Origin of the sequence: Pontibacillus yanchengensis Y32 (assembly GCF_000770635.1) — a bacterium.
GTDB lineage: Bacteria > Bacillota > Bacilli > Bacillales > BH030062 > Pontibacillus > Pontibacillus yanchengensis.
The window spans coordinates 1-24,168 of the sequence record NZ_AVBF01000058.1 but is presented as its reverse complement, the minus strand read 5'-3'; the positions used below and the strand labels follow the sequence as shown (position 1 = coordinate 24,168).

The window sequence follows — 24,168 nt, the reverse complement described above, 5'->3', positions numbered from 1 at the left end:
AAGTTGAAAACATCATGGATACTTTTACACAATGTTAAGGACTTGACTCCGATATGCGTGACTCTCCTCCTGATATGCGTGACTCTCACCCCGATATGCGTGAATCGCTCCCCGATATGCGTGACTCTCACACCGATATGCGTGACTCTCCTCCTGATATGCGTGACTCTCCTCCCGATATGCGTGATTCTCACACCGATATGCGTGACTCTCCTCCCGATATGCGTGAATCGCTCCCCGATATGCGTGACTCTCCTCCCGATATGCGTGACTCTCCTCCTGATATGCGTGAATCTCAGCCCGATATGCGTGACTCGCACCTCGATATGCGTTGATCTCACCTTACATTTCCTCTGGTGCTTCAATCCCTAGCAGATTCAATCCTTCTCTCAGCACAACGGTTACCGCATAAATCAGCTCCAGACGTGTCGCCATATATGCATCCTCCTGTAAAATGTGGACTTTTGTATAAAAGCGATTAAAAGCTTGGGCTAGTTTCAGTAGATACTTAGCTAGTTTGGACGGATTATACTCTTGGGCTGCGTCTTTAATTACTTCCGGGAACATAGCTACATGCTTTACAAGTGGCCACACCGCTTCCCAATCTTGTTCAGGAACATTGTAATTGGTTTTCTTGCTGACCTCTGGTGCTTTTCCAAGTATTGATTTAGCACGTGCGTGAGTGTACTGCAAGTATGGTGCTGTCTCTCCATCAAAGCGAAGCATTTCCTCGTAGGAAAAATCGACATCGTTGCGGCGATCGTTTTTAATATCATGAAAAATAACAGCTCCTACCCCTACTTGTTTTGCTACCTCCTCCTTTTTCTCTAACGCAGCATTCTTCTCTTCAATATTCTGCTTGGCCACATCAATTGCTTTTTGCAATACGTCCTGTAAAAATACGACCTTTCCTTTTCTTGTCGACATTTTTTTGCCATCTTGCAACATCATGCCAAATGGAATATGGACAAGCTGATCCGCCCAGTCATATCCCATTTTAGATAGAACAGCACGCAATTGTTCAAAATGGAGACTTTGCTCATGTCCAACAACATATAGCGATTGGTAGAAGTTGTAGACATTTTTACGATCAATAGCTGCAGCAAGATCGCGCGTCGTGTACAATGTCGTGCCATCAGATTTTTTAATTAAGGCAGGAGGTAACCCTTCTGCTTCTAAAGGGACTACTTGCGCTCCTTGAGAAGTTTGGAGTAACCCTTTTTCCTTGAGCTGCTCAACCACTTTAGGCGTTTGATCATGGTGGTAGGCTTCACTTTTATCGGAATCAAATGTAACACCTAATAAGTTGTAGATGGTCTGGAATTCCTTCAAGGACTCTTCACGGAACCACTCCCAAAGTTCTGTAGCATAGGCATCTCCATTTTCTAACTTCTTAAACCATTCTCTTCCTAAATCGTCCAGCGTCTGATCCTGTTCTGCTTGTTCATGAAAATAGATATATAGTTTGAGCAGTTCTTGAATGGGATTAGAACGAACAGTCTCCTCATTTCCCCATAGTGTGTACGCGGCGATTAATTTACCAAATTGCGTTCCCCAATCTCCTAAGTAATTTATACGAACTACATCATAACCACATTTCTCTAGTACATTTCCAATCGCATTGCCAATCACAGTAGAGCGAAGGTGCCCCATTGAAAAAGGTTTGGCAATATTCGGGGATGACAAATCCATCGTAATAGTCTTCCCTTTACCGAAATTATGTGCACCATAGTGCTCTTTTTCAAATTGGATTGCCGAAAGCGTGCGCTCCATTACAAGTTTTTTATTATAAAAGATATTCACATAAGGTCCTACAGCTTCAACCGTATCGATTATCGGAACAGAACCTTTCAACTTCTCCCCCAACTCTTCAGCCAATAGTTTTGGATTTTTACGTTCTATTTTGGAAAGCTCAAAACAAGGGAACGCAATGTCTCCCATATGTTCATACTTTGGTTTCTCTAATATAGTATCAATTGTTTCCAGACTTAATCGCTGATCCAACACCTCATGAAGACCTTGAATAATTTCGTTTTTCATCGTTATTCCTCCTTTTTTAACGAACAAAAGCGCAAGCGCCCTGCTAGCGACGTATATGCTGGACTGAGCCGTAGGAGATAAAGGCAACACGAAGAACGTAGTGATTCGATGTTAACTTATCGTACGGAGGCGAGGGAAGCATACTAGTCGCTGGGCGCTGGAGCTGGACTTGGCCACTTCACTTTTTTAGTTATACACAAGCACTGAATTTTATAATTTCCTAGACGACAAAAAAACCCGTCCCCTCCCAACAACAATTGGGAAGAGACGGGTTATATTCCGCGGTACCACTCTTATTATCCACTAGACAGTCGTAGTCTAGTGAATCGACTCATAGCTTTATAACGGAAGCGACCGATTACCTCTACTTATGTTCAAGGTAATGCCTCAAAAGTCCGGTTCATTGTAAGCTTGTTATTAGGCTCTCACCAACCCTAATTCGCTAGAAACGCACCTACAACTACTCTCTTTATCAACGGCGTTCTATAGTTATTTTCTAATTATATACATCTCGATTTAAAAAGTAAAGAGCTTTTACATACTAGGAACAGCAGATAGAGCACGTGGAACGTTAAGGTTTTCCCCATTCAATATGACTGTAAGATCGTTGCCTTCTTCTAGCTCAATTGACGTACGTTCATGCGTTACGGTCACTTTCAACAAGCGTCCTCTAAAGTTAATTTTAAAGGAATAAGAATCCCAGTCCTCTGGAATCATTGGTGTGAAATGAAGTTTACCGTTTGTCACTCTCATACCAGCAAAACCATGAACAATCGATAACCACGAGCCTGCCATACTTGTAATGTGCAAGCCATCCTCGGTGTCATTGTTATAGTTATCTAAATCCAGACGAGCTGTACGTACATACATTTCATATGCTTTTTCCGTCTCACCAATTTCAGCAGCTAAGATAGAATGCACACATGGAGATAAAGAAGATTCATGCACAGTCATAGGCTCGTAGAAATAGAAATTACGTTTTTTCTCTTCAAGAGAGTATTTATGATTTAAGAAATACAGTCCTTGGAGTACATCCGCTTGTTTGATAAAGCAAGAACGTAGAATTTTGTCCCACGACCAATTTTGATTGATCGGTAGATGCTTAGAATCAAGCTCTGAAACATTCATTAATTCTTTATCCATGAAGCCATCCTGCTGCAAGAAAACCCCAGTTTCTTCGTCATAAGGATAGTACATGTTATTAATGATGTGCTTCCAGTGATCCAGTTCTTCGGTACGTAACCCTAATCCATGAACGAGTTCTTCATAACGCTCAGGGTAATGACGTTCTAAAAATCTAGCTACTCCTAATGTGTACTCTAGAGTCCAAGCAGCCATACGATTCGTGTACCAGTTGTTATTCACGTTATTCTCGTATTCATTCGGACCCGTTACGCCAAGCATAACGTACTTCCCTTTTCTAGCATTAAAATGAACTCGACTGGACCAGAAACGACTGATTTCAGCTAGTACCTCAAATCCGTACTGAGGTAAGTATGTTGCATCTCCAGTGTAATTCACATAATTCCATATCGCATGAGCAATGGCACCATTACGGTGAATTTCCTCGAAAGTAATTTCCCACTCGTTATGAGATTCTTGGCCATTCATTGTTACCATTGGATACAATGCCCCGTTTAAGCCTAGCTTTTGTGCATTTTCTTTGGCTTCATTTAAATGGTTGTAACGGTAGATTAATAGATTACGAGCAATGGATGGATCTGCGGTACTCAAGTAGAATGGTAAGCAATAGGCTTCGGTATCCCAGTAAGTACTTCCTCCGTATTTCTCCCCTGTAAATCCTTTAGGGCCGATGTTCAGACGCGGATCATCTCCGTCGTAAGTGTTATACAGTTGGAAAATATTATAGCGAATGCCTTGCTGCGCTTCAGCATCTCCACCTACTGTTACATCTGCTTTTTTCCAGCGTTCTTCCCACGCATCTTGTTGAGCGGTAAACAGTTCATCAAAGCCTGCCTCAAAAGCATCACCTACTAATGCAATGGCTTTGTCTGCTAGTTCCTCTGGATTGTAATCACGATTAGTCGTTACTGCGACATATTTATAGAAAGTGATAGGCTCCCCTTCTGTTGCAGCTACCTCAATCGTATTATCGATGTATTCTTCTTCATCTGTAGTATTGGTAACATTAACCTCTTGTCCATATACGGAGGTACGCATAGCAGCTGTTACATCAAAAGCTGTCTTGCGGGTACGCATGGATAAGACACCAACGTTGTCCACTACCTCGTGATGAACAGGCTCCCAGAAATCCTCATCGTAATTTGCATCTTCGTTTCGAACATCACCATTGATATAAGGTTGGAATGTTACTGTTCCATCGAAGTTTATAGGCTTGATTTCATAACGAATCGCTACAAGTGAATGACTCACAATCGAAAAGAAACGTGTTATATTCGCCTCAATTTTATGACCTTGTTCATTTTCAGCGGTAAACGTTCGATATAAATAACCATGCTTCATGTTAAGCTCTCTACGAAAGCCGGTCACATTCCATGTATTTAAGTCTAATTCTGACCCTTCAACAAAGACACGAACTCCTGTAAAGTTTGGAGCATTTAATACTTTTGCGAAGTATTCTGGGTATCCATTTTTCCACCAGCCTACTCGTGTTTTATCAGGATAATACACTCCACCAATATAAGTGCCTTCATGTGTATCACCACTATACGTTTCTTCAAAGTTACCACGCATACCCATATGGCCATTCCCAATACTCATTAAGCTTTCTGCTAATCGATTTTTTTCTGGATGAAGCCCTTGTTCTACTACTTTCCATTCGTCCACTTCTATCATACGTTCCACAGTTATCACCTCTCCAATTGTAAAAGAGTAAGAGCAATCTTTGCGCCCATTTGCATAACATAGATTGGCTAATTCAAAGAAGCATCCTTAATGTCCCTCGTCGAGCTTCGATCCATCACGTGATAAGGAACAATAATTCGTTTGGCTGGTTCTTCTTTATTACATACTTTATCTATGACACATTTTGCAGCTTGGTTACCTAGTTCATAAATTTGAATATCAATCGTCGTCAATGGAGGCCTCGTAATCTCTGATAAATAAACGTTATTAAAGCTTACAATAGACACATCTTCAGGTACCTTAATACCAAATTCCTCAAGCATTGTAATTACTCCGATACTCATTAAATCATCGGCAATTACCAGTCCGGTTGGTGGCTCATCTAGTTGAAATAATTGATGAACAGCTTCCCGGCCACCAGATTTCAGAAATTCCGCATGAATATAATAGTCTTCTTTTATCGGAAGTCCTGATTCTCTAAGAGCCAATTCATATCCTTGCATCCTATCTAGCGTCACAACTAAATCCGTATCACCACCAATGAATGCAATGCGTTCATGACCTTCGTCAATTAATAAATTCGTAATGTCTCTTGAGGCACTCACGTTATCATTGTCCACATGGGTAACTTTGTCCATATTGCCATGTGGCTTCCCAATCAATACAAACGGGAAGTCCTTTTCTAATAAGTAATTGGCTACTGGATCATCAACACGGGAGTAAAGCAAGATAATACCATCAACACGGTTTCCGTGGACCATTCGCTGGACACCTTCATACACTTCCTCTTCTGTTTCTCCGGTAGAAATGTAAAGAGAGTAATCTAATTGATGTGCTACTGAACTAATACCCCTTAACACCTCAGGAAAAAACGGATTCTGTAAAGCTTTATCAGCAGAAGACTTCATGACGATCCCTAATGCTTGAGTTGAACGGTTCGCTAAACTACGTGCATTTACATTTGGATGGTAGCCTAGTTCCTTCATTGCTTTTCGCACACGTTTTTTCGTGTCTTCACTAATTCTAGGGTGATCTGCGATAACCCTAGATACTGTAGAAGGAGCTACTTTTGCTGCTTTTGCCACGTCCTTGATTGTAATTGCCATTATTTTTCACCTTCTTGACGACGATGTCTATTCTTTCAAGAATGTCGTACCTTTCATTTATTGAAAACTAAAAACTTGCCTATCTACTAGGCTTTGTCGCAGGTAATAATATATAAATGTTAAAACAATCCTAGTTCCATACTTGCATGATGTAAATCTTTCCGCTCCCCATTCACATAAACCTGTTGCTGTTCCTCAAGACCATGCAGTTTAAATGAAATGGAAGAATATGCTGGCTTAAAAGAGCCTTCTAATTCACCAATGGATACATCTATTCTCGATGGTGAGCACTCTACCTGGATAGGAAGCTTAAGGTAGTTACTTTGTTCGTATTGATACGTTTCTCCATCATCTTCGTACACATAGCTTTCATAAATTCCTTCTTGCCCTGCATACACATGGACTTGCAATTCCCCTTGTTCTACCATTGTGGATTGTCGACTTGGACTATGAGCTATGAATGTTCCTTGCTTCACAAATATTGGCAACGTATCCAACTCAGCATGAATGAGGTGGTAAGTGGAGCCTTTGTATTGCTCCCCGGTGAAATAATCAACCCAATCCCCTTCAGGAAGATATACAGCCCGATCGGTTACTTCTGGCTGCATAATCGGTGCAATAACCACGTTATCTCCAATCATAAATTGATCGTTTAGGTTATACGTTTTCGTATCCCCTGGGTATTCCAAGAATAATGGCCTCATCACAGGTGAACCGGTTTCGTGAGCGTTTTGGAACAGCATATAAAGCTGTGGTAGCCACTGATACCGAAGTTGAATATATTTTTTGATAATGGCCTCATACTCTTCACCAAATTGCCATGGTTCTTGATATAAGGTTCCAATCGCAGAATGATTACGGAAGTATGGGGTAAATGCTCCAACCTGCGTCCACCTTGTTAACAATTCGCCATTGCTATCATGCGCAAACCCACCTACATCAGGACCTGTAAATGGAACGCCTGAAACGCCTAGATTCATACACATTGGCAACGACATTTGTAGATGCTCCCAAAAACTTCGGTTGTCTCCTGTCCATACAGATGCATATCGTTGAACTCCAGCAAATCCTGCTCTCGTAAGAAGGAAGGAACGTTTCCCGTTCAAATGTTGCTTCATCCCTTCAAATGTGGCTTTCCCCATTTGCAATCCATAAAGGTTATGTAGCTCCCTATGCGTAGCGGGATTGCCATCATTCTTGTGCATAACGGTTGTATCCATTGTTTTCGTTTCATTAAATACAGCTGGTTCATTCATATCGTTCCAAATGCCTTCAATACCAAGGTCAGCATAGTATTTGTGTTTGTTCGCCCACCATGTTCTTGTTGGCTCATCTGTGAAGTCTGGAAAAGCACTTTCCCCGGGCCAAACATCTCCTGTATAAACATCACCTTCGATATATTTACAAAAATGATCTTCTCGAATTCCTTCTTGATACGTTTCGTATTCAGGATCTTTCTTCACACCAGGATCAACGATTGGGACGATTCGAATGCCAATATCCTTTAAATCACTTATCATTTGCTTCGGATTTGGAAACTGGTCCTTATTGAATGTAAAGACACGGTATTCGTCCATGTAGTGGATATCTAAATAGATAACTTCAAGAGGGATGTTTTTATCTACAAACGTCTTAGCGATTTCACGAACTTCTTGTTCACTTTCATAGCTATAACGAGATTGATGATAACCAATCGCCCATTTTGGCGGAATGGTCATTCGTCCCGTGATGTGTGTATATTGCTCTAAAACCTTTTTCGGTGTTGGACCAACAAATACGTAATAATCCAACTCTCCACCCTCGGCTTTAAACGAATAGTGGTCTGACTCTGATTTCATATCAAACGTAGATTTATAACTGTTATCAAAAAATATACCGTGTGCTTTGCCATTGCGTAATGTCATGAAATAAGGGATGGACTGATACAAAGGATCTGTTTCAGGATTATGAGGTGCATACACATCTGTATTCCACATAGTGTAACTTTCTCCGTGCTTATCTAGGAAGCCAGACTTTTCACCAAATCCATAAAAACGATCGTGTTGATGCATTTCCTTGTAGCAAATAACATCCCCTGTTTCATGATAGCCCATTCCTTTATCCTGCTCAGAGACAATTTCTTGTCCATCAGAGTCTAAAATGGTAAGCCTGAATGGTCTTTTCTGAATGACTGCCTTTAATGCAGCTGATGTAATCGTAATGTCTTCTTCTTCTTCGTTTATGGAACAGTTTACCTGTTGTTTTTGTGCATAGACAGCAGGCGTGGAATCACAGCTAGGAGTGTTAGCTGGATTCATCGTTATTCGAAGAATATCATCTCGGTAAAGCTGGATTGTTACAAATCCATGCTCACATTCAATAAGGTAGCCTTCTTTTGTCTCGGTTACTTGTTTTACATTTCCTATATCGTGATAGGGTGTTTGTGCTATGGTTGCTTTTTTTCCTGGATGGATCGCAAAGCTTGTATCTTCAAGCATTCCATTCCCTCCTCTGATGCTTATTCTGTCTGATTTTGTTTATTTTTTCGGCTGACTAGAGCGACAAATGTAACAAATGCTCCCATTACAACAACGACAACTCCGATAAAGAGAAGATTCAATCCTTTATCCTCTTCTGTCACATAAATATCAGCTGTTTCTCGATCTAAAGCAATCTTATATTCGCCATTTCCTTGATCTCTGGCAATGGAGTCGTAGATTAACCCGCGTAATTGTGAGCCCTCTGGTACTCCTGTTAGCGTTGCATTTTTCGTTTCGACATCGTTGTTAATAGCAATAAATACAGTTTGATCTTCATATGTCCGCTTAAATACGCCAAACGCACCATCATCAACTACTTGCTCAAAATCCCCTTTAGTTAATGCTGGAAATCGCTTCCGTATTGCTGCTAACTGTTCCATATGTTTCTTCAGTTCTGTATCGCCTGTTTTAAAGTTCATGTCTCTTCTATTATCTGGGTCTTCGCCACCATCTAGTGGAACTTCTGTCCCATAATATACAATTGGCATTCCAGGAGCTGAGTACATATACGTTAATGCTAGCTTCCATCTTGTCAGTGGATTTTTCTTGTTCTCAGCTGCTAATCTCGTAAAACGCTTATTATCATGATTATCTAAAAAGGTCCCTAATTGATGCGGATTCTCATAAAAGGCCATGTTTCGTTGCCATACTGTACTCAACGGACTAACCGATTTCCCTGGTTCTTGAAATACTTGTCTAGCTGTTTCAAAGAACGGGTAATCCACAAAGGAATCTATGCCTGTTTTTTCATAATCAGCAATGTATCTAGGATCATCGCTATAAACTTCGCCTAGCAAGTAGAAATCAGAGTCAATACTTCTGACGTGTTCACTAAAATCTTCCCAGAACGATTTTGGAACATGCTTAACCGTATCTAATCGGAAGCCATCTACTCCAGTTTCTTTAATCCAATACTCAGCTACATCAAATAAGTACTGTTTCACTTCTGGATTTTCTTGTTTCAAGTCAGGCAAATCATATAACCAGCTATTCTCTAGTTGCTCTTGACTATCACCTATAATTGGAGATTGTTCATGAAACCAATCCTGTTTGTCTTCCTCTTCCACCCATGGATGTTCGGTACCAGTATGATTCACAACAAAATCAAAAATCACTTTCATATCTCGTTTATGTGCTTCTTCTACTAATTTCTTCGCATCCTCCATGGTTCCAAAGTTTTCTTCTACACTCTTAAAGTCTTCAATCCAATACCCGTGATAACCTCTTGCTTGATTATCCATGATTGGCGTTAACCAAATAGATGTAAAACCTAGATCCTTTATATAATCCAGCTTATCAATCACACCTTGCAAATCCCCGCCGTGATAAGCTTTAGGGTCCTTTGGATTCACATTATAGTCATTGTCTAGGTTACCGTTATAAAAACGATCCACCATAATAAAGTACATTAGCTCGTCTTCCCAGTTTCGTTCTTCTTTTTCAGCTGCTCCTATAGTTGGAAGGGCGTAAAAAAGAAGAAACGGAATCATTAGGAGCGCAGAGAGTACGCTGCTTTTTTTCATTTTCCGTTCCTCCATTTGTAAACAGTTTCATACGCCTTTAAGATTATCCTTTTGTACCGCCTGCCGTCAATCCTGAAACAAAGTATTTCTGGAAGGATAAGAATAGAATAGCAATCGGAATTGCGATTAGAATACTTCCAGCTGCGAATGTTGTATATTCACTACCAAAATCACGAGCGATTAGCTGATACAATCCAACTGCAAGTGTGTACTGTTCTGGAGTACGTAGTAGTACTTTTGCTAGGATAAAGTCTGTGAATGGTATGATGAACGTAAATACAGAAACAACTGCAACCATTGGTTTAGCAAGAGGCATAATAATCTGCCAGAAGATCCGTAAATGCCCTGCTCCATCCATACGAGCACTTTCATCTAATTCTCTTGGAATAGAGTCTAGATACCCTTTCATTAACCAGGTGTTCATCGGAATTGCTCCACCCACGTAAATAAGAATTAATCCTAAGTGTGTATCAACAAGCCCTGTTACACGTGCCAAAACGAAAATTGCAATTAGAGCTGCAAAGTTCGGAATCATTTGTAGAATCAAGAAGACTACAAGACCATTCTTACGACCCCAGAAACGATATCTAGAAAAAGCGTAAGCCATTAAACTCACTACTAAAACAGATGCTGCCATAGTAATGAAGCATACCTTCAACGTATTCCAATACCAGAGTAAATAATTACTTTCTTCCATATTGAAGATGTGTGCGTAATGCCCCCATGTTGTCTTTTCAGGAAGTAAGGAGAAACTTCCCATTGATGAGCCTGGTGTTATAGAAGCCCCAAATACCCACAAGATTGGGTATAAAATGATGACGAACATGAAAGCAATTACTGCATAACTAAGAGTTAGACGGACGATTTTGTTTGTTTTAATATCCATATTACATCATATCCTCTTCTTGGAATGATTTCGTTCTTCTGAACTGCCAAACAGCAACTGCTATAACAAAGGCAGACATGATTAATGTAATCGCAGCCGCAATACCATATTGCTGTGAAGTCATCGTTAAGTTATAAATCCATGAGATTAGTATGTCTGTTCCGCCAGCTTTCTGACCAGAAACTGGTGGTCCTCCTCCATTAAATAGGAAGATTACGTTAAAGTTGTTAAAGTTAAACGTGTACTGCGTAATTAAGATTGGTGCGATGGAGAACATAATCAGTGGGAATGTAATGTTACGAAACTTCTGTAAAGCTGATGCCCCATCTACTACCGCTGCTTCATACAATTCTTCAGGAATAGCTTGTAAGACTCCTGTTACCATTACAAATATAAATGGAAAGCCTAGCCATGTCTGAATCATGATAAGTGCCAATCTGGACCAGAATGGTTCTGTCATCCATGGAATTTCTACCCCAATGGTCGATGCTAGAATTTCATTGATCGAACCGAAGTCCTGGTTAAACATCCCTGAGAAGATAAGGATAGAAACGAAAGCAGGCACTGCCCAAGGTAAAATAAACACGGTACGAATGATTGCTTTCCCTTTTAATTCCTTTTGGTTTACGATAACCGCTAGGAAAACACCTAAGGCTATCTGACACGTAGTTGCTCCGAAGGTCCAAACTAGTGTCCAAGCAAAAACGTTGAAGAATGTAGAACGCCACATTTCAAGCGTAAAGAGTTTCTGGAAGTTCTCAAAACCAACCCAATCCATTAAACTAGCAGGCCATTGGTGAAATAAATCATAGTTAGTAAATGCAATGGTAAATACAAATATAATTGGAGTTATAACTACGAATACTAGTAAGAAAAAGCCTGGCGATAGAATTAAGTATGGAAAACCATTATCGATTAAATTGCGATATTGTTCGCGCATGGAATTTAATCGATGTCCTAAATCACGTTTCTGACCATTTTTGTATGCATCCCTTAATACGATAAACACAAAAATAGCGGCGAAAAACAATAGCAATATGGAAATGATTCCATTCACAAGTAAAAAGATCGAATTATCACGTGGTAATGTTGTACCTAGTGTGACTAATCCCCAAATACCAATGTCTAAGAAATCCCAGAACACAATTAGGAATGATGCCGCTAAGATTAAAAAACCTATTCCTTTTATAAATTGGCGGTTATACATTTGCCCTAGTCCCGGAATAAGGGAAAGGAACATTGCTATTTTACGATGATTAGATTGATAACCCGTGTTGGTTTGTTTGTTCTCTTCATATTCCAGTTTCATGAAGGGTATCCCCTTTCTCTATCTCTCTATTAAGTAAAAAGAAGTAACTTTATATCATAGTGAGTAACTTAGAAAAATGGAGGCAGTATCCTTGAAGGATACCGCCTGCCTATTCTTTTCCATACTAACTTAGTAGTTCGCCTCGATTTGCTGCTTAATTACGTCAACAGCATCATCAAGCGCTTTTTGTGCATCTGCTTTATCTGTAGCTACAGACTGAACAGCTGTTTTCATTGGATCCCAAACTTCAGCCATTTCAGGAATAACCGGCATTGCTACAGCATTTTTAGATTGTTCCATTACCGCAGCTGCACCTGGGTTGCTAGATACCCACTCTTCATCTTCAACTAAAGCTTTAAGTGGAGGAATCTCTCCAGTCATGTCATAACGCTCTTTCGCGTTTTCTTCGTTAGACACAACTTTTACGAATTCTTCTGCCCAGTAATCTTTACCTTTTTGTTGGGAGAATGCTGTTACAAACCAACCTTTAACACCCATGAATGTGCCTTGAGGCTCACCATTCGGAAGGTCAGGCATCGGTGCCACACCGTAATTCACACCTTTATCCGTATAGTTTTGGAATGCCCATGGACCGTTTTGAACCGCGATTGCATCGCCATCTGTGAATAGACGGTCTACAACACTAGCTGCGTTTTTACTTAGTAGCCCTTCAGGGAATAGACCCTCTTCATACCATTTGTCGATGTAGCTGATTGCTTCTACACCTTTTTCACCATTTAAGCCAATTTCAGAAGGGCTATCTCCAAATACGTTCGCTCCAAAGCCGTGGAATACACCATGAGAGAAATAGAAGTTATCCCAAGTAGCCAAGAAGCCATAGTTACCTTCTTCTTTTGCTGTCATGGACATTTCATACATTTCGTCCATTGATTCTGGAGGCTCTTCCATTTTGTCTTTATTGTAAATAAATACTGTAGTCTCTACTGCTTTTGGTAAACCATAAAGTTTATCTTGATATGTTAGTGCATCTACTGAAGACTCTGTGTACTTATTTAATACATCATCACTAACTTCAATTGGTTTAATGTATCCTTTTGCAACTGATGGACCAACGCCGTCGTGAGACATTGTCACAACGTCTGGTGCTTTCTCCGTACTACCATCAAGTGCCATGTTTTCTTGCATTTTTGTTATGTTGTATTCTACATATTCAATTTCAATTCCAGTTTCGTCTGTAAACTTCTTCGCAGCAGCTTCCAAAGCCTTACCTTTGTCCTGGTCTTCCCAAACGATAAGCTTGTCCGGCTTTGGTTGCTCTTCAGATGATCCTTCGCTCTCTGTGTTTTGACCATCACCTTCGCCAGAACTCTCTCCGGAATCTCCACCATTACCAGAAGATTCTTCATTCGGACCACAAGCTGCCATTAACCCTACAATAAGACCCAGTGCAAGAAATAGACCTAACCATTTCTTCATATTTTGACCCTCCTATGAAATAAAAAATAGTTTACTAGAAAAAAGTGAGACCGACTCTAGCAAGATTGTATGTAATCCGTGGAAGCGGTTGCACTCTTTACATTTTTTATTATACAACACCCAAAAAATTGCGCAAGCGTTTTCACAAAATTTCCTTAATTTTTTTATTTTGATTGATTCTCTTCTATCTTTATTATGAATGCGTTATCATTTTTGACAGTAAGGTATTTTTCTTTTGACTCTTGTCGAGGAATTTCCTATGCTTTATTTACATATTCAAACAGTAAGCGCTTCAATGTTGTGCAAACGTTTGAACAGAATGAGAAAGGGTGAATAATATTGTTAAAAGAAGCTGTTTATCACCGTCCTAAAAACAATTTCGCTTATGCTTATGATGCAGAAACTATTCATGTTCGTCTGCAAACGAAGAAAAATGATGTGCAACATGTGCAACTAATTTATGGAGATCCTTATATCTTTAAAAGTGATGAAGGAGGTTACTCTCACCTCCCTCAAACCGCAGAAGGCGCACAAGACAGATGGCAATATGAAACGAAACCGATGATTAAAACCGGTGCTGACGACCGATTTGATTATTGGTTCGCTGAGGTAAAACCTACCTTTCGTAGATTGCGCTATGGATTCGAGTTGCAGGATCAAGAAGAAACGCTCGTCTTTACAGAAAAAGGGTTTTTCGACCATATTCCTGATGATGATGTGGCCTATTACTTTTGTATTCCATTCTTAAATGCTATCGATGTGTTTTCTCCTCCAACTTGGGTGAAAGATACAGTTTGGTATCAAATCTTTCCTGAACGCTTTGCCAATGGAGACCCTTCAAATGACCCTGAAGGGGCACTTGCCTGGGGAAGTCAGGAACCAACTCCAGAAAACTTTTTTGGTGGTGATTTGCAAGGAGTATTGGATCATCTTGATTACTTAGTGGATTTAGGCATTTCAGGCATTTATTTCACACCGTTTTTCAAAGCCTACTCCAATCACAAATACGATACAATTGATTACATGGAAATTGACTCTCAGTTTGGAGATAAAGAGACATTTAAAACACTCGTACAAGCCTGTCATGAGCGAGGCATTCGTGTCATGTTAGACGCGGTCTTCAATCATAGTGGCTACTATTTTGAACCTTTCCAAGATGTATTGAAACACGGGGAACAATCTCGCTATAAAGACTGGTTCCATATTCAGGAGTTTCCACTCGTGACCGAACCTCAACCGAACTATGATACGTTCTCCTTTGTTCCGTTTATGCCTAAGTTGAACACAGAACACCCAGAAGTGAAAACCTATCTACTAGACGTTGCACGCTATTGGATAGAAGAATTCGATATTGATGGTTGGCGCTTAGATGTCGCGAATGAAGTAGATCATGCTTTTTGGAGAGAGTTTCGAACTGTCGTGAAGGAAGCAAAACCAGACGCCTATATCCTCGGTGAAATATGGCATGATTCGATGCCGTGGCTTCAAGGAGATCAATTTGATGCCGTGATGAATTATCCATTCACAATGGGATCAATCCAATTTTTTGCTGAGCAATCTATATCACCAAGCACGTTCTCCAACACAATTACGAATGTGCTACATTCCTATCCTGAGAATGTGAACGAAGTTTCTTTTAATCTATTAGACAGTCATGATACACCACGTATCCTTACGTTAGCTGGTGATGATAAACGAAAAGTTAAGCTTCTCTATCTATTCCAGCTTTCCTTTATCGGCACACCTTGTATTTATTACGGAGATGAGATTGGTATGTCCGGTGGAGCTGACCCTGGCTGCCGGAAATGTATGGTGTGGGAAGAAGAACATCAAGACTTAGATATGCATGCCTATGTAAAACAACTTCTATCATTACGCAAACAAATACCCGCATTCGGAAACCACGCTCATTTACGGATGCTTGAGGCAGACGATGAGAAAGGAATTATCGTCTATGAAAAAGCAAATGACCAGGAGAAACTGTTATTTGTATTGAACAACTCAGCTGAAGCGACATCTTATAGCTTACCGATCTTAAAAGAAAGAGATTTGAAAGAATTGCTGTCTAATGAAGCCATTACGATGGGACCAGATAGTCCAGTACACATGCAGCCTTACGAAGGTAAAGTGTTTAAAATTCTCACCTAAATTAGGATGAGAGCCTGTATTAGGCTCTCGCCTTTTTTATGATGAGGCTAATGGATGTCCTGGAGTTTTAATGATAAAAAATGTCCTGAACGACTGGTGATATATAGGTGCGACTTTTCATATTGGAGAGACTTCGGCCATATTCCACGCATCTTTTTCATAATAGAAGCAACCGCGTTGGACTAGACTGATTGAACAAAAGCGCAAGCGCCCGTTAAGCGGCGTACAAACTGTCCTAACTCTATGGAAGTTCGATTAAAACCGCTACATCACGTAGCAAAATCGAACCAACCTACGTCCTGTAGGCCGAAAGGAAACACGAAGAGCGTTAGCGATTCGATGTTGACTTATCGTAAGGAGGTGCAGGAAGTTTGCTAGTCGCTGGGCGCTGGAGCTGAACGTGGCCACTTCACTTTTTTAGTTATACACAAGCACTGAATTTTATAATTTCCTGACAACAAGAAAGCAATCCACCATCATCATCATATATATTAACCTTTTTCACAAGGAGCCTTCCTATGGATAAACAGAACCAAAAATCATTAACCTTATTTTCTCTAACCTGGCCCATTTTTATTGAGATATTATTACATATGCTGATGGGGAATGCTGATACTCTAATGCTAAGTCAGTACGACGATAATGCTGTTGCAGCAGTAGGCGTGTCTAATCAAATCCTTTCGGTCGTTATTGTTATGTTTGGTTTCGTAGCTACTGGGGCTGGTATTCTTGTTGCTCAAAATCTCGGAGCCGATAACCATAAAAATGCCGGTCAGATCGCAGTAAGTTCTATTAGCTTAAATTTGTGGTTCTCTCTTATCTTGAGTGCTGGCCTGTACCTTTTTTCAGAACCCATTCTTAACATTATGGATCTACCACCTGAATTAATGGGCGAAGCAACCATTTATATGAATATCGTTGGAGGGCTCATCTTTGTTCAAGCATTGATCATGACTGCAGGGGCTATTCTACGAAACTATGGATTCACAAAGGATGCTATGTACGTCACGATTGGTATGAATATAGTGAATGTAATAGGGAATTATATCTTTATTTTTGGACCATTCGGATTACCGGTATTAGGTGTTCAAGGAGTTGCGATTGCAACAGCCACAAGTCGTTTTCTTGGTTTTTTAGTGTTAGTAGTACTCCTTATAAAACGGAGTGAAGTTGATTTACCATTTGGTGCATTTTTCCGCTATCAAAAGAGCCATTTAAAGGGGCTACTACGAATTGGTATCCCTTCTGCAGGTGAGCAGCTTTCCTACAATGCTAGTCAAATGGCAATAACATACTTTATTACACAGCTAGGTACCACTGCCATTACCAGCAAAGTGTATGTGCAGAATATATCCATGTTTATTTTCTTAGCTGCTATAGCGATTGGACAAGGGACACAAATTTTAATTGGTCATTACATTGGAGCGGAAAAAGTAGAAGAAGCATATAAGCGTTGCTTCAACAGTACGAAAATTGCCATGGTAATTTCTGTGTCGATGGCTGTCATTGTCTATCTTTTCAGCGACACTCTGCTTGGTATTTTCACAGATAACGAAGCAATTATAGAAAGTGGCTCCTTTTTACTGATGCTCACCATCCTTCTTGAACCAGGTAGAGCTACGAACTTGGTCGTCATTAATTCGTTAAGAGGTGCAGGTGATGTGACCTTCCCTGTTGTGATTGGTATTATTTCCATGTGGGGCATCAGCGTAACATTCGCATGGTTCTTTGGGTTGGTAGTCGGCCTTGGGTTATCTGGTATATGGATTGGTTTTATAGTAGATGAATGGTTAAGAGGTATCATTATGGTATTTCGTTGGCGAGGGAAAGCTTGGGTTCGGAAGGCTTTTGTATAGTAAAAACGCGTGTGGTATGCGCCACATGCGTTTTTTTCATCGTCCAGCGTACTATTATAAAATTCAATGCTTGTGTATAACTGAAAAAGTGGTGCGGCCACGTCCAGCTCCAGCGCCCAGCGACTAGTATGCTTCCCTCGCCTCCGTACGATAAGTTAACATCGAATCACTTTGTTCTTCGTGTTGCCTTTATCTCCTACGGAATCAGGGGAAGTTCGATTAAGATCGCTGCATCACGCAGCAACATCGAACCAACCCACGTCGTGTGGGCCGCAGCATATACGTCGCTAGCAGGGCGCTTGCCCTTTTGTTCCTATAGGTTAACTGCCTCTCCAGTTTTAGCAGATTCATAAAGAGCTTCCATAATTGCTTGTATAATAACTCCTTCCCTCGCTGTGCTCAAGGGTTGCGAGTCATGCATTATGCTATCTATAAAGTGATGCACTTGGTGTTGATACACATCACGTTTTTCTAAATAGGCTGGAGTACTATCAAGAAGCGTATCGTGCTTTTCTTGGTATATCTTTAGCGGAAACAGATCAGCTCCTCCTTGATCTCCCATCAGTGTTACATTTTTCGAGCTTGTTTCTTCAACGTTTGCAGCAAATGTCGATTCAAATGTTAGCGAAGCCCCATTAGTAAAGGTAATCATCCCTCTAGCCATGTCTTCTACAGAGAAGTTTTCGTAATCCCATTCTCCTAAAAGTCCTACGCCTGGGCGATTTCCTATTTTTTGATACGTTGCCCCGAGTACCGTTTTAGGCTCTGGATAACCCATCAGGTATAAAACTGTGTCCAACATATGTACACCGTTATCGATTAACGTGCCCCCACCTTGTAACTCACGGTTGGTAAACACGCCCCACCCTGGAATACCTCGTCTTCGATTATAGTGAGCTCGAGAAGCATAAATTTCGCCTAACTCACCAGCATCAATGAACTTTTTTAACGTTTCCACTTCAGGTGTATAGCGAAAATGGAATCCATAGGTTAAGATTTTACCTGCTCTTTCAGCTTCTTGTGCCATATTCTCTGCTTCTTTTTTGGAAATAGCCGGCGGTTTTTCACAAAGCACGTGACACCCTGCTTGCAAAGAAGCAATCGCTTGATCAGCATGAAATTTATTTGGAGTACAGATACTAACAGCGTCTAAACTCATTTCTTCTAGCATGGATTGGTAATCTTCATATGCATACGGAATTGAAAATGTGTCCGCACATTGTATAGCCTTTTCCTTATTATGATTGGCAACAGCAACGACATGAACGTCTTCCCCATAATTTTGATAGTTTGGAATATGAGCATTCCTGGCAATGTCACCTGCACCAATAATCCCTATTCTTAATTGCTTGCTCATTGAATCACTCCTTTTTGCTATCTTCTCACTATTTCCCTAGCACCTACAACCAATTTCCTTTATGGTCTTGGATATATGTATTAAGGTTTATCGGCTCGTGTCCTGTTACTTTCTTAATATCGTGCTTGATCCCTTTAGCCAAACCCAGTTTCGTTGGAAAATGAATACCTGCAACAACATTTACAAAAGATTCTTCCATACCTTTGGCCACCATAAAATCCTTAAACTCTTTAACAGTTGGGTTCGTATATTGAATAGGTTTATTTAAAACTTCTGTCATTACTTTAGCCACTTCGTAAAAATCAAGTGACTCGCTCCCAGTTAAGGTGTAGGTTCGATTAGTGTGGTTGTTTGAATCAGAGAAGCAAATCGCTGCGACTTTAGCAATATCACGTGCATCTACAAAACTTGTTTTCCCTTTTCCGGCTGGTACAAATATTCGATTTCGTTCAATAATTTCATCTTTCAAAAAGTCATTTAAATTCTGCATAAAATACCCTGCCCGCAAAAAAGTGTACGGCAATTCATGTTTTTTTATCAATTTTTCGTTTTTGTAGTGATGAATAAAAGGCATAAACTGAACATCTTTAACAGATAAATAGACGATATAGTTGATTCCCTTAGCTTTCGATTTAGAAAGGAACGTATCGAACTGGATGTTGTCCCCCGGTGGATACATAAGGAATAGTTTTTCAACTCCCTCCAGTGCTTCTTCAAACGTTTCAGGATCTGAAAAATCTAAGGTAGTAAAATCAAACTCGTTTCCATACTGCTGTTGTGCTTTTGCTACATTTCTTACAGCGCACTTTGACGGCATCTCCATCGCCTTCAACTGCTTAGCTACCTCGAAACCGACTTTACCGTTAAAACCCGTTACCAACGTTAGCACCGTATATCTCCCCTTTATTAACACTTACTTTCTAATCTTATTGTACATGTAAATCTATCTTTGCGCGGGATGAAAGGGGTGTTTTTCAGACTTAGACTACCGCCATTCTTTCCCTCATATATTCACAAAAAGGTGCCTTACCAAGTATTTCAGCAAAGCACCTGTTCCACCATAATAGTATTGTTATTACTGCCTTCACCAATTTCATCGATTGATGAGCTTCATTAACGCGTCCCTTTTTATTTAATCACACATCAATCTCTACTTTATAATGTTCCAACCAATAATTGATTTGACCCAAGTGAGCTAGTAGCTGAGGTCCAGTCATCAGTTGGCCGAACCATGGGGCAGAAATTGCTTTTCCTTCACTATCAACTAACTCCTTGATTTTTTGCTTATCAAATAGGTCAAAAAGTGGTGCGTTATCCTTATCTAAAACTTTTTCCATCCATGTTACGACTGCCTTTGTATAGGCAGGATTATGTGTTTTAGGATATGGACTTTTCTTTCGATAAAGTACGTCATGTGGCAGCAACCCTTCTAATGCCTTGCGAAGAATCCCCTTCTCTCGGTTCTCATACCGTTTCATTTCCCAAGGAATATTCCAAACGTATTCTACTAATCGATGATCACTGAATGGAACACGAACTTCTAAACTTGCTCCCATACTCATTCGGTCTTTTCGATCAAGAAGCGTGGTCATGAACCATTGCTGATTCAGATAAAACATTTGACGTCGTTGTGCTTCTTCTTTCGTATCCCCTTCAAAGGTAGGTGTTTCCCGTATCGTATCCTGGTAACGGCCCATCATGTATTCATGTAAATCAAGCTTTGATTTCCATTCTGAGGCTAAAATGTCATGGCGAACCTCTGAAGATCGAATCCATGGAAAGCCTTCTCTCGCCAGCTCCTCTTCTCTATAGAACCAAGGGTACCCTCCGAATATTTCATCTGCACATTCACCAGATAATGCAACCGTCACATCTTTTTTTATTTCACGACAGAACCATAGAAGAGATGAATCCACATCCGCCATTCCAGGTAAGTCACGCATGCGAACAGCTTCTTCTAACATATTCGCTAATTGTTCATTATTCATGACACAATTATGATGATTCGTTCCATGTGTGTCTGTCATAAGCTTGATATATGATTCATCGCTATTTGGTTGGAATGTGCTCGTTTTAAAGTATTTAGCGTTATCTTCGTAATTAATGGAAAACGTGGCTAATGGATCTTTGCCTTGTTGTTTCATATGTTCAGCCGCAACAGCAGTTATCGCGCTTGAATCAACGCCTCCTGACAAAAATGTCCCAATTGGCACATCAGATATCAGCTGCCTTTTCACGGCATCTTCAAAAAGGAATCGTATGTTCTCAGCAGTTTTTTCTACATTATCCTTATGTTCATGACTCTCAACGTTCCAATAACGAGTTTGCTTAAATCCGTCGCGACTATATTTAGCAACATAACCAGGTCGAAGTTCTTTTACCCCTTTAAAGACACCATGACCTGGCGTTCTAGATGGCCCAAGTGCCAGAATTTCACTAACCCCTTCTCTGTCTAAAACGGCTTTGACATCAGGATGGGCAAGTAGCGCTTTTAATTCCGAACCAAATAACAGCCCACCAGCATTTTCTGTATAAAAGAGTGGCTTTACGCCAAGTCTGTCACGTGCCATGAATAGTGACTCTGCCTGACCATCCCAAATCGCAAACGCAAATATTCCATTCAAGTGGTCTACGCACTTTTCTTTCCATTCCATATAACTTTTCAGAAGCACTTCAGTATCAGAGTGTGATTGAAACTTCCACCCTCGTTGAAGAAGTTCCTTGCGAATATCCTCCGTATTATAAAGCTCTCCATTATAGCAAATGGTAAACGCATGTGACCCAGATTGGAACGTCATAGGTTGACGCCCCCCTTCGGGATCGACTACGATTAAGCGCTGATGTCCAAACGCTACATGAGGTTTAATCCATGCGTTTGCTTCATCTGGTCCACGATATTGTAAAGTTTTCGCCATATTTTCAACTATGTTCGAATAGTTGGTAAGATCTTTTTGATAATCTACCCAGCCGCTGATGCCACACATACGACTATCATCCTTTCTATGCTGTAGCTGTCATTGTTCATACATCCTCCTTTCATACATATGCCCAGATAAAAAAAGATGTGAAAAAAATTAAAGATTCCATTGACATTGAAAACGATTCTCATTATCATTATATATGTAAGATCGTTGCCAACAACAGCTAAATCTATTTACCCCCCCACAATATAAAAAGACATCGATCTCAGGCGCTCACCTAGATCGATGTCTTTTTATCATTTATCTTATTTACGGTAGTATTCCGAATGGCAAACGTCCAAAGCCAAGAACTAATGCTAGAATAACAGCAATCCAGAGTTGAATCCAACCACTTCTTGTCCCATGTTGCTTGTTAGAACGAATTAATATCATTTCCATTGCGTAAATAACCCATAATCCTGAGATTACTTTTACAATCAATTCGATCATATAACCGCTTGCATCTCCACCAAAGTATCCTCCTAATAGAGAACCTCCTGAATAGAGAATTAATAAGTAATCTAAACGTAGAACCATGTGTGTAATTTTGCCTTGCTTTCGTTTACCAAAACGGTAAAACCATGTGGATAGCCCAAGTAAAACTAATGCTAGTACCCATGATGTGATATGTAAGTGTGTTGTCATTTATTTCTCCTCCTTTACCTACATTTTACCAAGCCCATCATACCAAAAAAAGCACCTAAATGCGAGTGTTTGCTCTTCTTCCTACTATATAATAAATCATTCCCTGCGTACCTTTTTCACAAACAAATTGGTAGAATTGTGAATCTTATTTCAAGTAAAAAAACAAAAAATTCTGTAAACCTGTTATAATATCACTATTGGTGTCATTTTATTATCAATGGAGGGGATACAATGGTACGCACAAGTGAAGAAATCATTGAACAAACACAAGAATTTGGAGCAAAAAACTATCACCCACTTCCTGTCGTTATTTCAAAGGCTGAGGGTGTTTGGGTAGAAGACCCTGAAGGTAATCGCTTCATGGATATGTTAAGTGCATATTCTGCTGTGAATCAGGGCCATCGTCATCCTAAAATTATCGATGCTCTAAACAAACAAGCTGAACGAGTAACACTGACATCACGCGCATTCCACAACGACCAACTTGGTCCGTGGTATGAAAAAATATGTAAACTAACCAACAAAGAAATGGCACTACCAATGAACACAGGAGCTGAAGCTGTAGAAACAGCTATCAAGACAGCTCGCCTTTGGGGGTATAATGTAAAAGGTGTTCCAGAAGGCAAAGCAGAAATCATTGCATGTGATGGAAACTTCCACGGACGTACAATGACAGCTGTTTCCTTATCTGATGATGAAGAAGAAAAACGTGCTTTTGGACCAGCTCTACCAGGTCTCAAAACCATCCCTTATGGCGATGTGGATGCATTGAAAGAAGCTATTACAGAAAATACAGTTGGATTCATCTTTGAACCAATCCAAGGTGAAGCAGGTATTAACATCCCACCTGAAGGATTTCTAAAGGAAGCTTTTGATGTATGTAAGGAGAACAACGTCCTCTACATTGCAGATGAAATTCAAGCAGGTCTAGGTCGAAGTGGCAAGATGTTCGCTTGTGACTGGGAGAATGTATCTCCTGATATCCTTATTCTAGGTAAAGCACTTGGCGGAGGGGTATTCCCAATCTCTTGTGTTGTAGCTAACAAAGATATCTTAGGCGTGTTCACACCAGGATCTCACGGCTCTACATTCGGTGGTAATCCACTAGCATGTGCCGTATCAGTGGCTTCCCTAGAAGTTATTGAGGAAGAAAAATTACCATCACGCTCATTAGAGCTAGGTCAATACATGAAAGCAGAATTGGAAAAAATCAATAATCCAATCATTAAAGAAGTTCGAGGCAAAGGCTTATTCGTCGGTGTTGAATTAACCGAGCCTGCCCGTAAATATTGTGAGCAATTGAAGCAACGTGGCGTACTGTGTAAAGAAACACACGAAACCGTCATCCGCTTCGCTCCTCCACTTGTTATCAAACAAGAAGACCTTGATTGGGCAATTGAAAAAATCAAAGAAGTTCTTGAAGCGTAAACATACAGCGAAAGATCAAATCCATAGTGGGTTTGATCTTTTTTGTTTGAGATTGTTATTTAGGTTAAGAGGCAAAATTTTGAAGACTTGGATTCGAGATATATTTCAAAATTACCATTACTAACTGG

General features: G+C 40.2%; 16 protein-coding genes and 1 other annotated feature. Of the genes, 4 read left to right on the top strand and 12 right to left on the bottom strand.

The window, feature by feature from the left end:
• Positions 1-53: 53 nt before the first annotated feature.
• Positions 54-335: a hypothetical protein gene (locus N782_RS21345; protein WP_152600799.1), complete on the top strand. Its 282-nt coding sequence runs from the start codon at positions 54-56 to the stop codon at positions 333-335.
• 7 nt (positions 336-342) lie between these two features.
• Here N782_RS21345 and argS read toward each other — a convergent pair whose 3' ends face one another.
• From argS to N782_RS16260, 8 genes are all read right to left on the bottom strand, one after another.
• On the bottom strand, positions 343-2,046 hold the full coding sequence (gene argS / locus N782_RS16295; protein ID WP_272913658.1) for an arginine--tRNA ligase: 1,704 nt from the start codon (positions 2,044-2,046) through the stop codon (positions 343-345).
• Between the two features lie 254 nt (positions 2,047-2,300).
• Positions 2,301-2,525: a binding site (T-box leader), on the bottom strand.
• A 49-nt stretch (positions 2,526-2,574) separates the two neighbouring features.
• The gene (locus N782_RS16290; RefSeq protein WP_036822628.1) at positions 2,575-4,866 is read right to left on the bottom strand and encodes a glycoside hydrolase family 65 protein; all 2,292 of its coding nucleotides are present in this window, start codon (positions 4,864-4,866) and stop codon (positions 2,575-2,577) included.
• A gap of 68 nt (positions 4,867-4,934) precedes the next feature.
• Complete coding sequence (locus N782_RS16285) at positions 4,935-5,972, bottom strand: LacI family DNA-binding transcriptional regulator (RefSeq protein ID WP_036822626.1); 1,038 nt, start codon at positions 5,970-5,972, stop codon at positions 4,935-4,937.
• Positions 5,973-6,091: 119 nt separating this feature from the next.
• Positions 6,092-8,449, bottom strand: coding sequence for a glycoside hydrolase family 31 protein (locus N782_RS16280; RefSeq protein ID WP_036822624.1), 2,358 nt, complete (start codon positions 8,447-8,449; stop codon positions 6,092-6,094).
• 20 nt (positions 8,450-8,469) lie between these two features.
• The gene (locus N782_RS16275; protein WP_036822621.1) at positions 8,470-10,014 is read right to left on the bottom strand and encodes an alpha-amylase family glycosyl hydrolase; all 1,545 of its coding nucleotides are present in this window, start codon (positions 10,012-10,014) and stop codon (positions 8,470-8,472) included.
• A gap of 43 nt (positions 10,015-10,057) precedes the next feature.
• Complete coding sequence (locus N782_RS16270) at positions 10,058-10,900, bottom strand: sugar ABC transporter permease (protein ID WP_036822617.1); 843 nt, start codon at positions 10,898-10,900, stop codon at positions 10,058-10,060.
• 1 nt (position 10,901) lies between these two features.
• Entirely contained in the window at positions 10,902-12,209 is a 1,308-nt protein-coding gene (locus tag N782_RS16265) for a sugar ABC transporter permease (RefSeq protein ID WP_036822614.1), read from the bottom strand.
• 129 nt (positions 12,210-12,338) lie between these two features.
• Positions 12,339-13,646 (bottom strand): sugar ABC transporter substrate-binding protein, encoded by a 1,308-nt coding sequence (locus N782_RS16260; protein ID WP_036822611.1) that lies wholly within the window; start codon positions 13,644-13,646, stop codon positions 12,339-12,341.
• A gap of 339 nt (positions 13,647-13,985) precedes the next feature.
• Between N782_RS16260 and N782_RS16255 the strand changes: the two genes are divergently transcribed.
• On the top strand, positions 13,986-15,794 hold the full coding sequence (locus tag N782_RS16255; RefSeq protein ID WP_036822609.1) for an alpha-glycosidase: 1,809 nt from the start codon (positions 13,986-13,988) through the stop codon (positions 15,792-15,794).
• 518 nt (positions 15,795-16,312) lie between these two features.
• Positions 16,313-17,650 carry an MATE family efflux transporter gene (locus tag N782_RS16250; RefSeq protein WP_036822606.1) on the top strand — a complete coding sequence of 446 codons (1,338 nt, stop codon included), beginning with the start codon at positions 16,313-16,315 and terminating at the stop codon, positions 17,648-17,650.
• Between the two features lie 313 nt (positions 17,651-17,963).
• On the opposite strand, the gene N782_RS16245 is transcribed toward N782_RS16250, so the two are convergent.
• From N782_RS16245 to N782_RS16230, 4 genes are all read right to left on the bottom strand, one after another.
• Complete coding sequence (locus N782_RS16245; RefSeq protein ID WP_036822603.1) at positions 17,964-19,007, bottom strand: Gfo/Idh/MocA family protein; 1,044 nt, start codon at positions 19,005-19,007, stop codon at positions 17,964-17,966.
• 43 nt (positions 19,008-19,050) lie between these two features.
• Positions 19,051-19,896 (bottom strand): SDR family oxidoreductase, encoded by an 846-nt coding sequence (locus N782_RS16240; protein WP_036822601.1) that lies wholly within the window; start codon positions 19,894-19,896, stop codon positions 19,051-19,053.
• Positions 19,897-20,143: 247 nt separating this feature from the next.
• Positions 20,144-21,991: an asparagine synthase (glutamine-hydrolyzing) gene (asnB, locus tag N782_RS16235; RefSeq protein ID WP_036822599.1), complete on the bottom strand. Its 1,848-nt coding sequence runs from the start codon at positions 21,989-21,991 to the stop codon at positions 20,144-20,146.
• Between the two features lie 246 nt (positions 21,992-22,237).
• Positions 22,238-22,612, bottom strand: coding sequence for a YisL family protein (locus tag N782_RS16230; protein WP_036822596.1), 375 nt, complete (start codon positions 22,610-22,612; stop codon positions 22,238-22,240).
• 231 nt (positions 22,613-22,843) lie between these two features.
• Between N782_RS16230 and N782_RS16225 the strand changes: the two genes are divergently transcribed.
• A complete protein-coding gene (locus N782_RS16225) occupies positions 22,844-24,040 on the top strand; it encodes an ornithine--oxo-acid transaminase (RefSeq protein ID WP_036822592.1) in 1,197 nt (398 codons plus the stop codon).
• Positions 24,041-24,168: the final 128 nt, after the last annotated feature.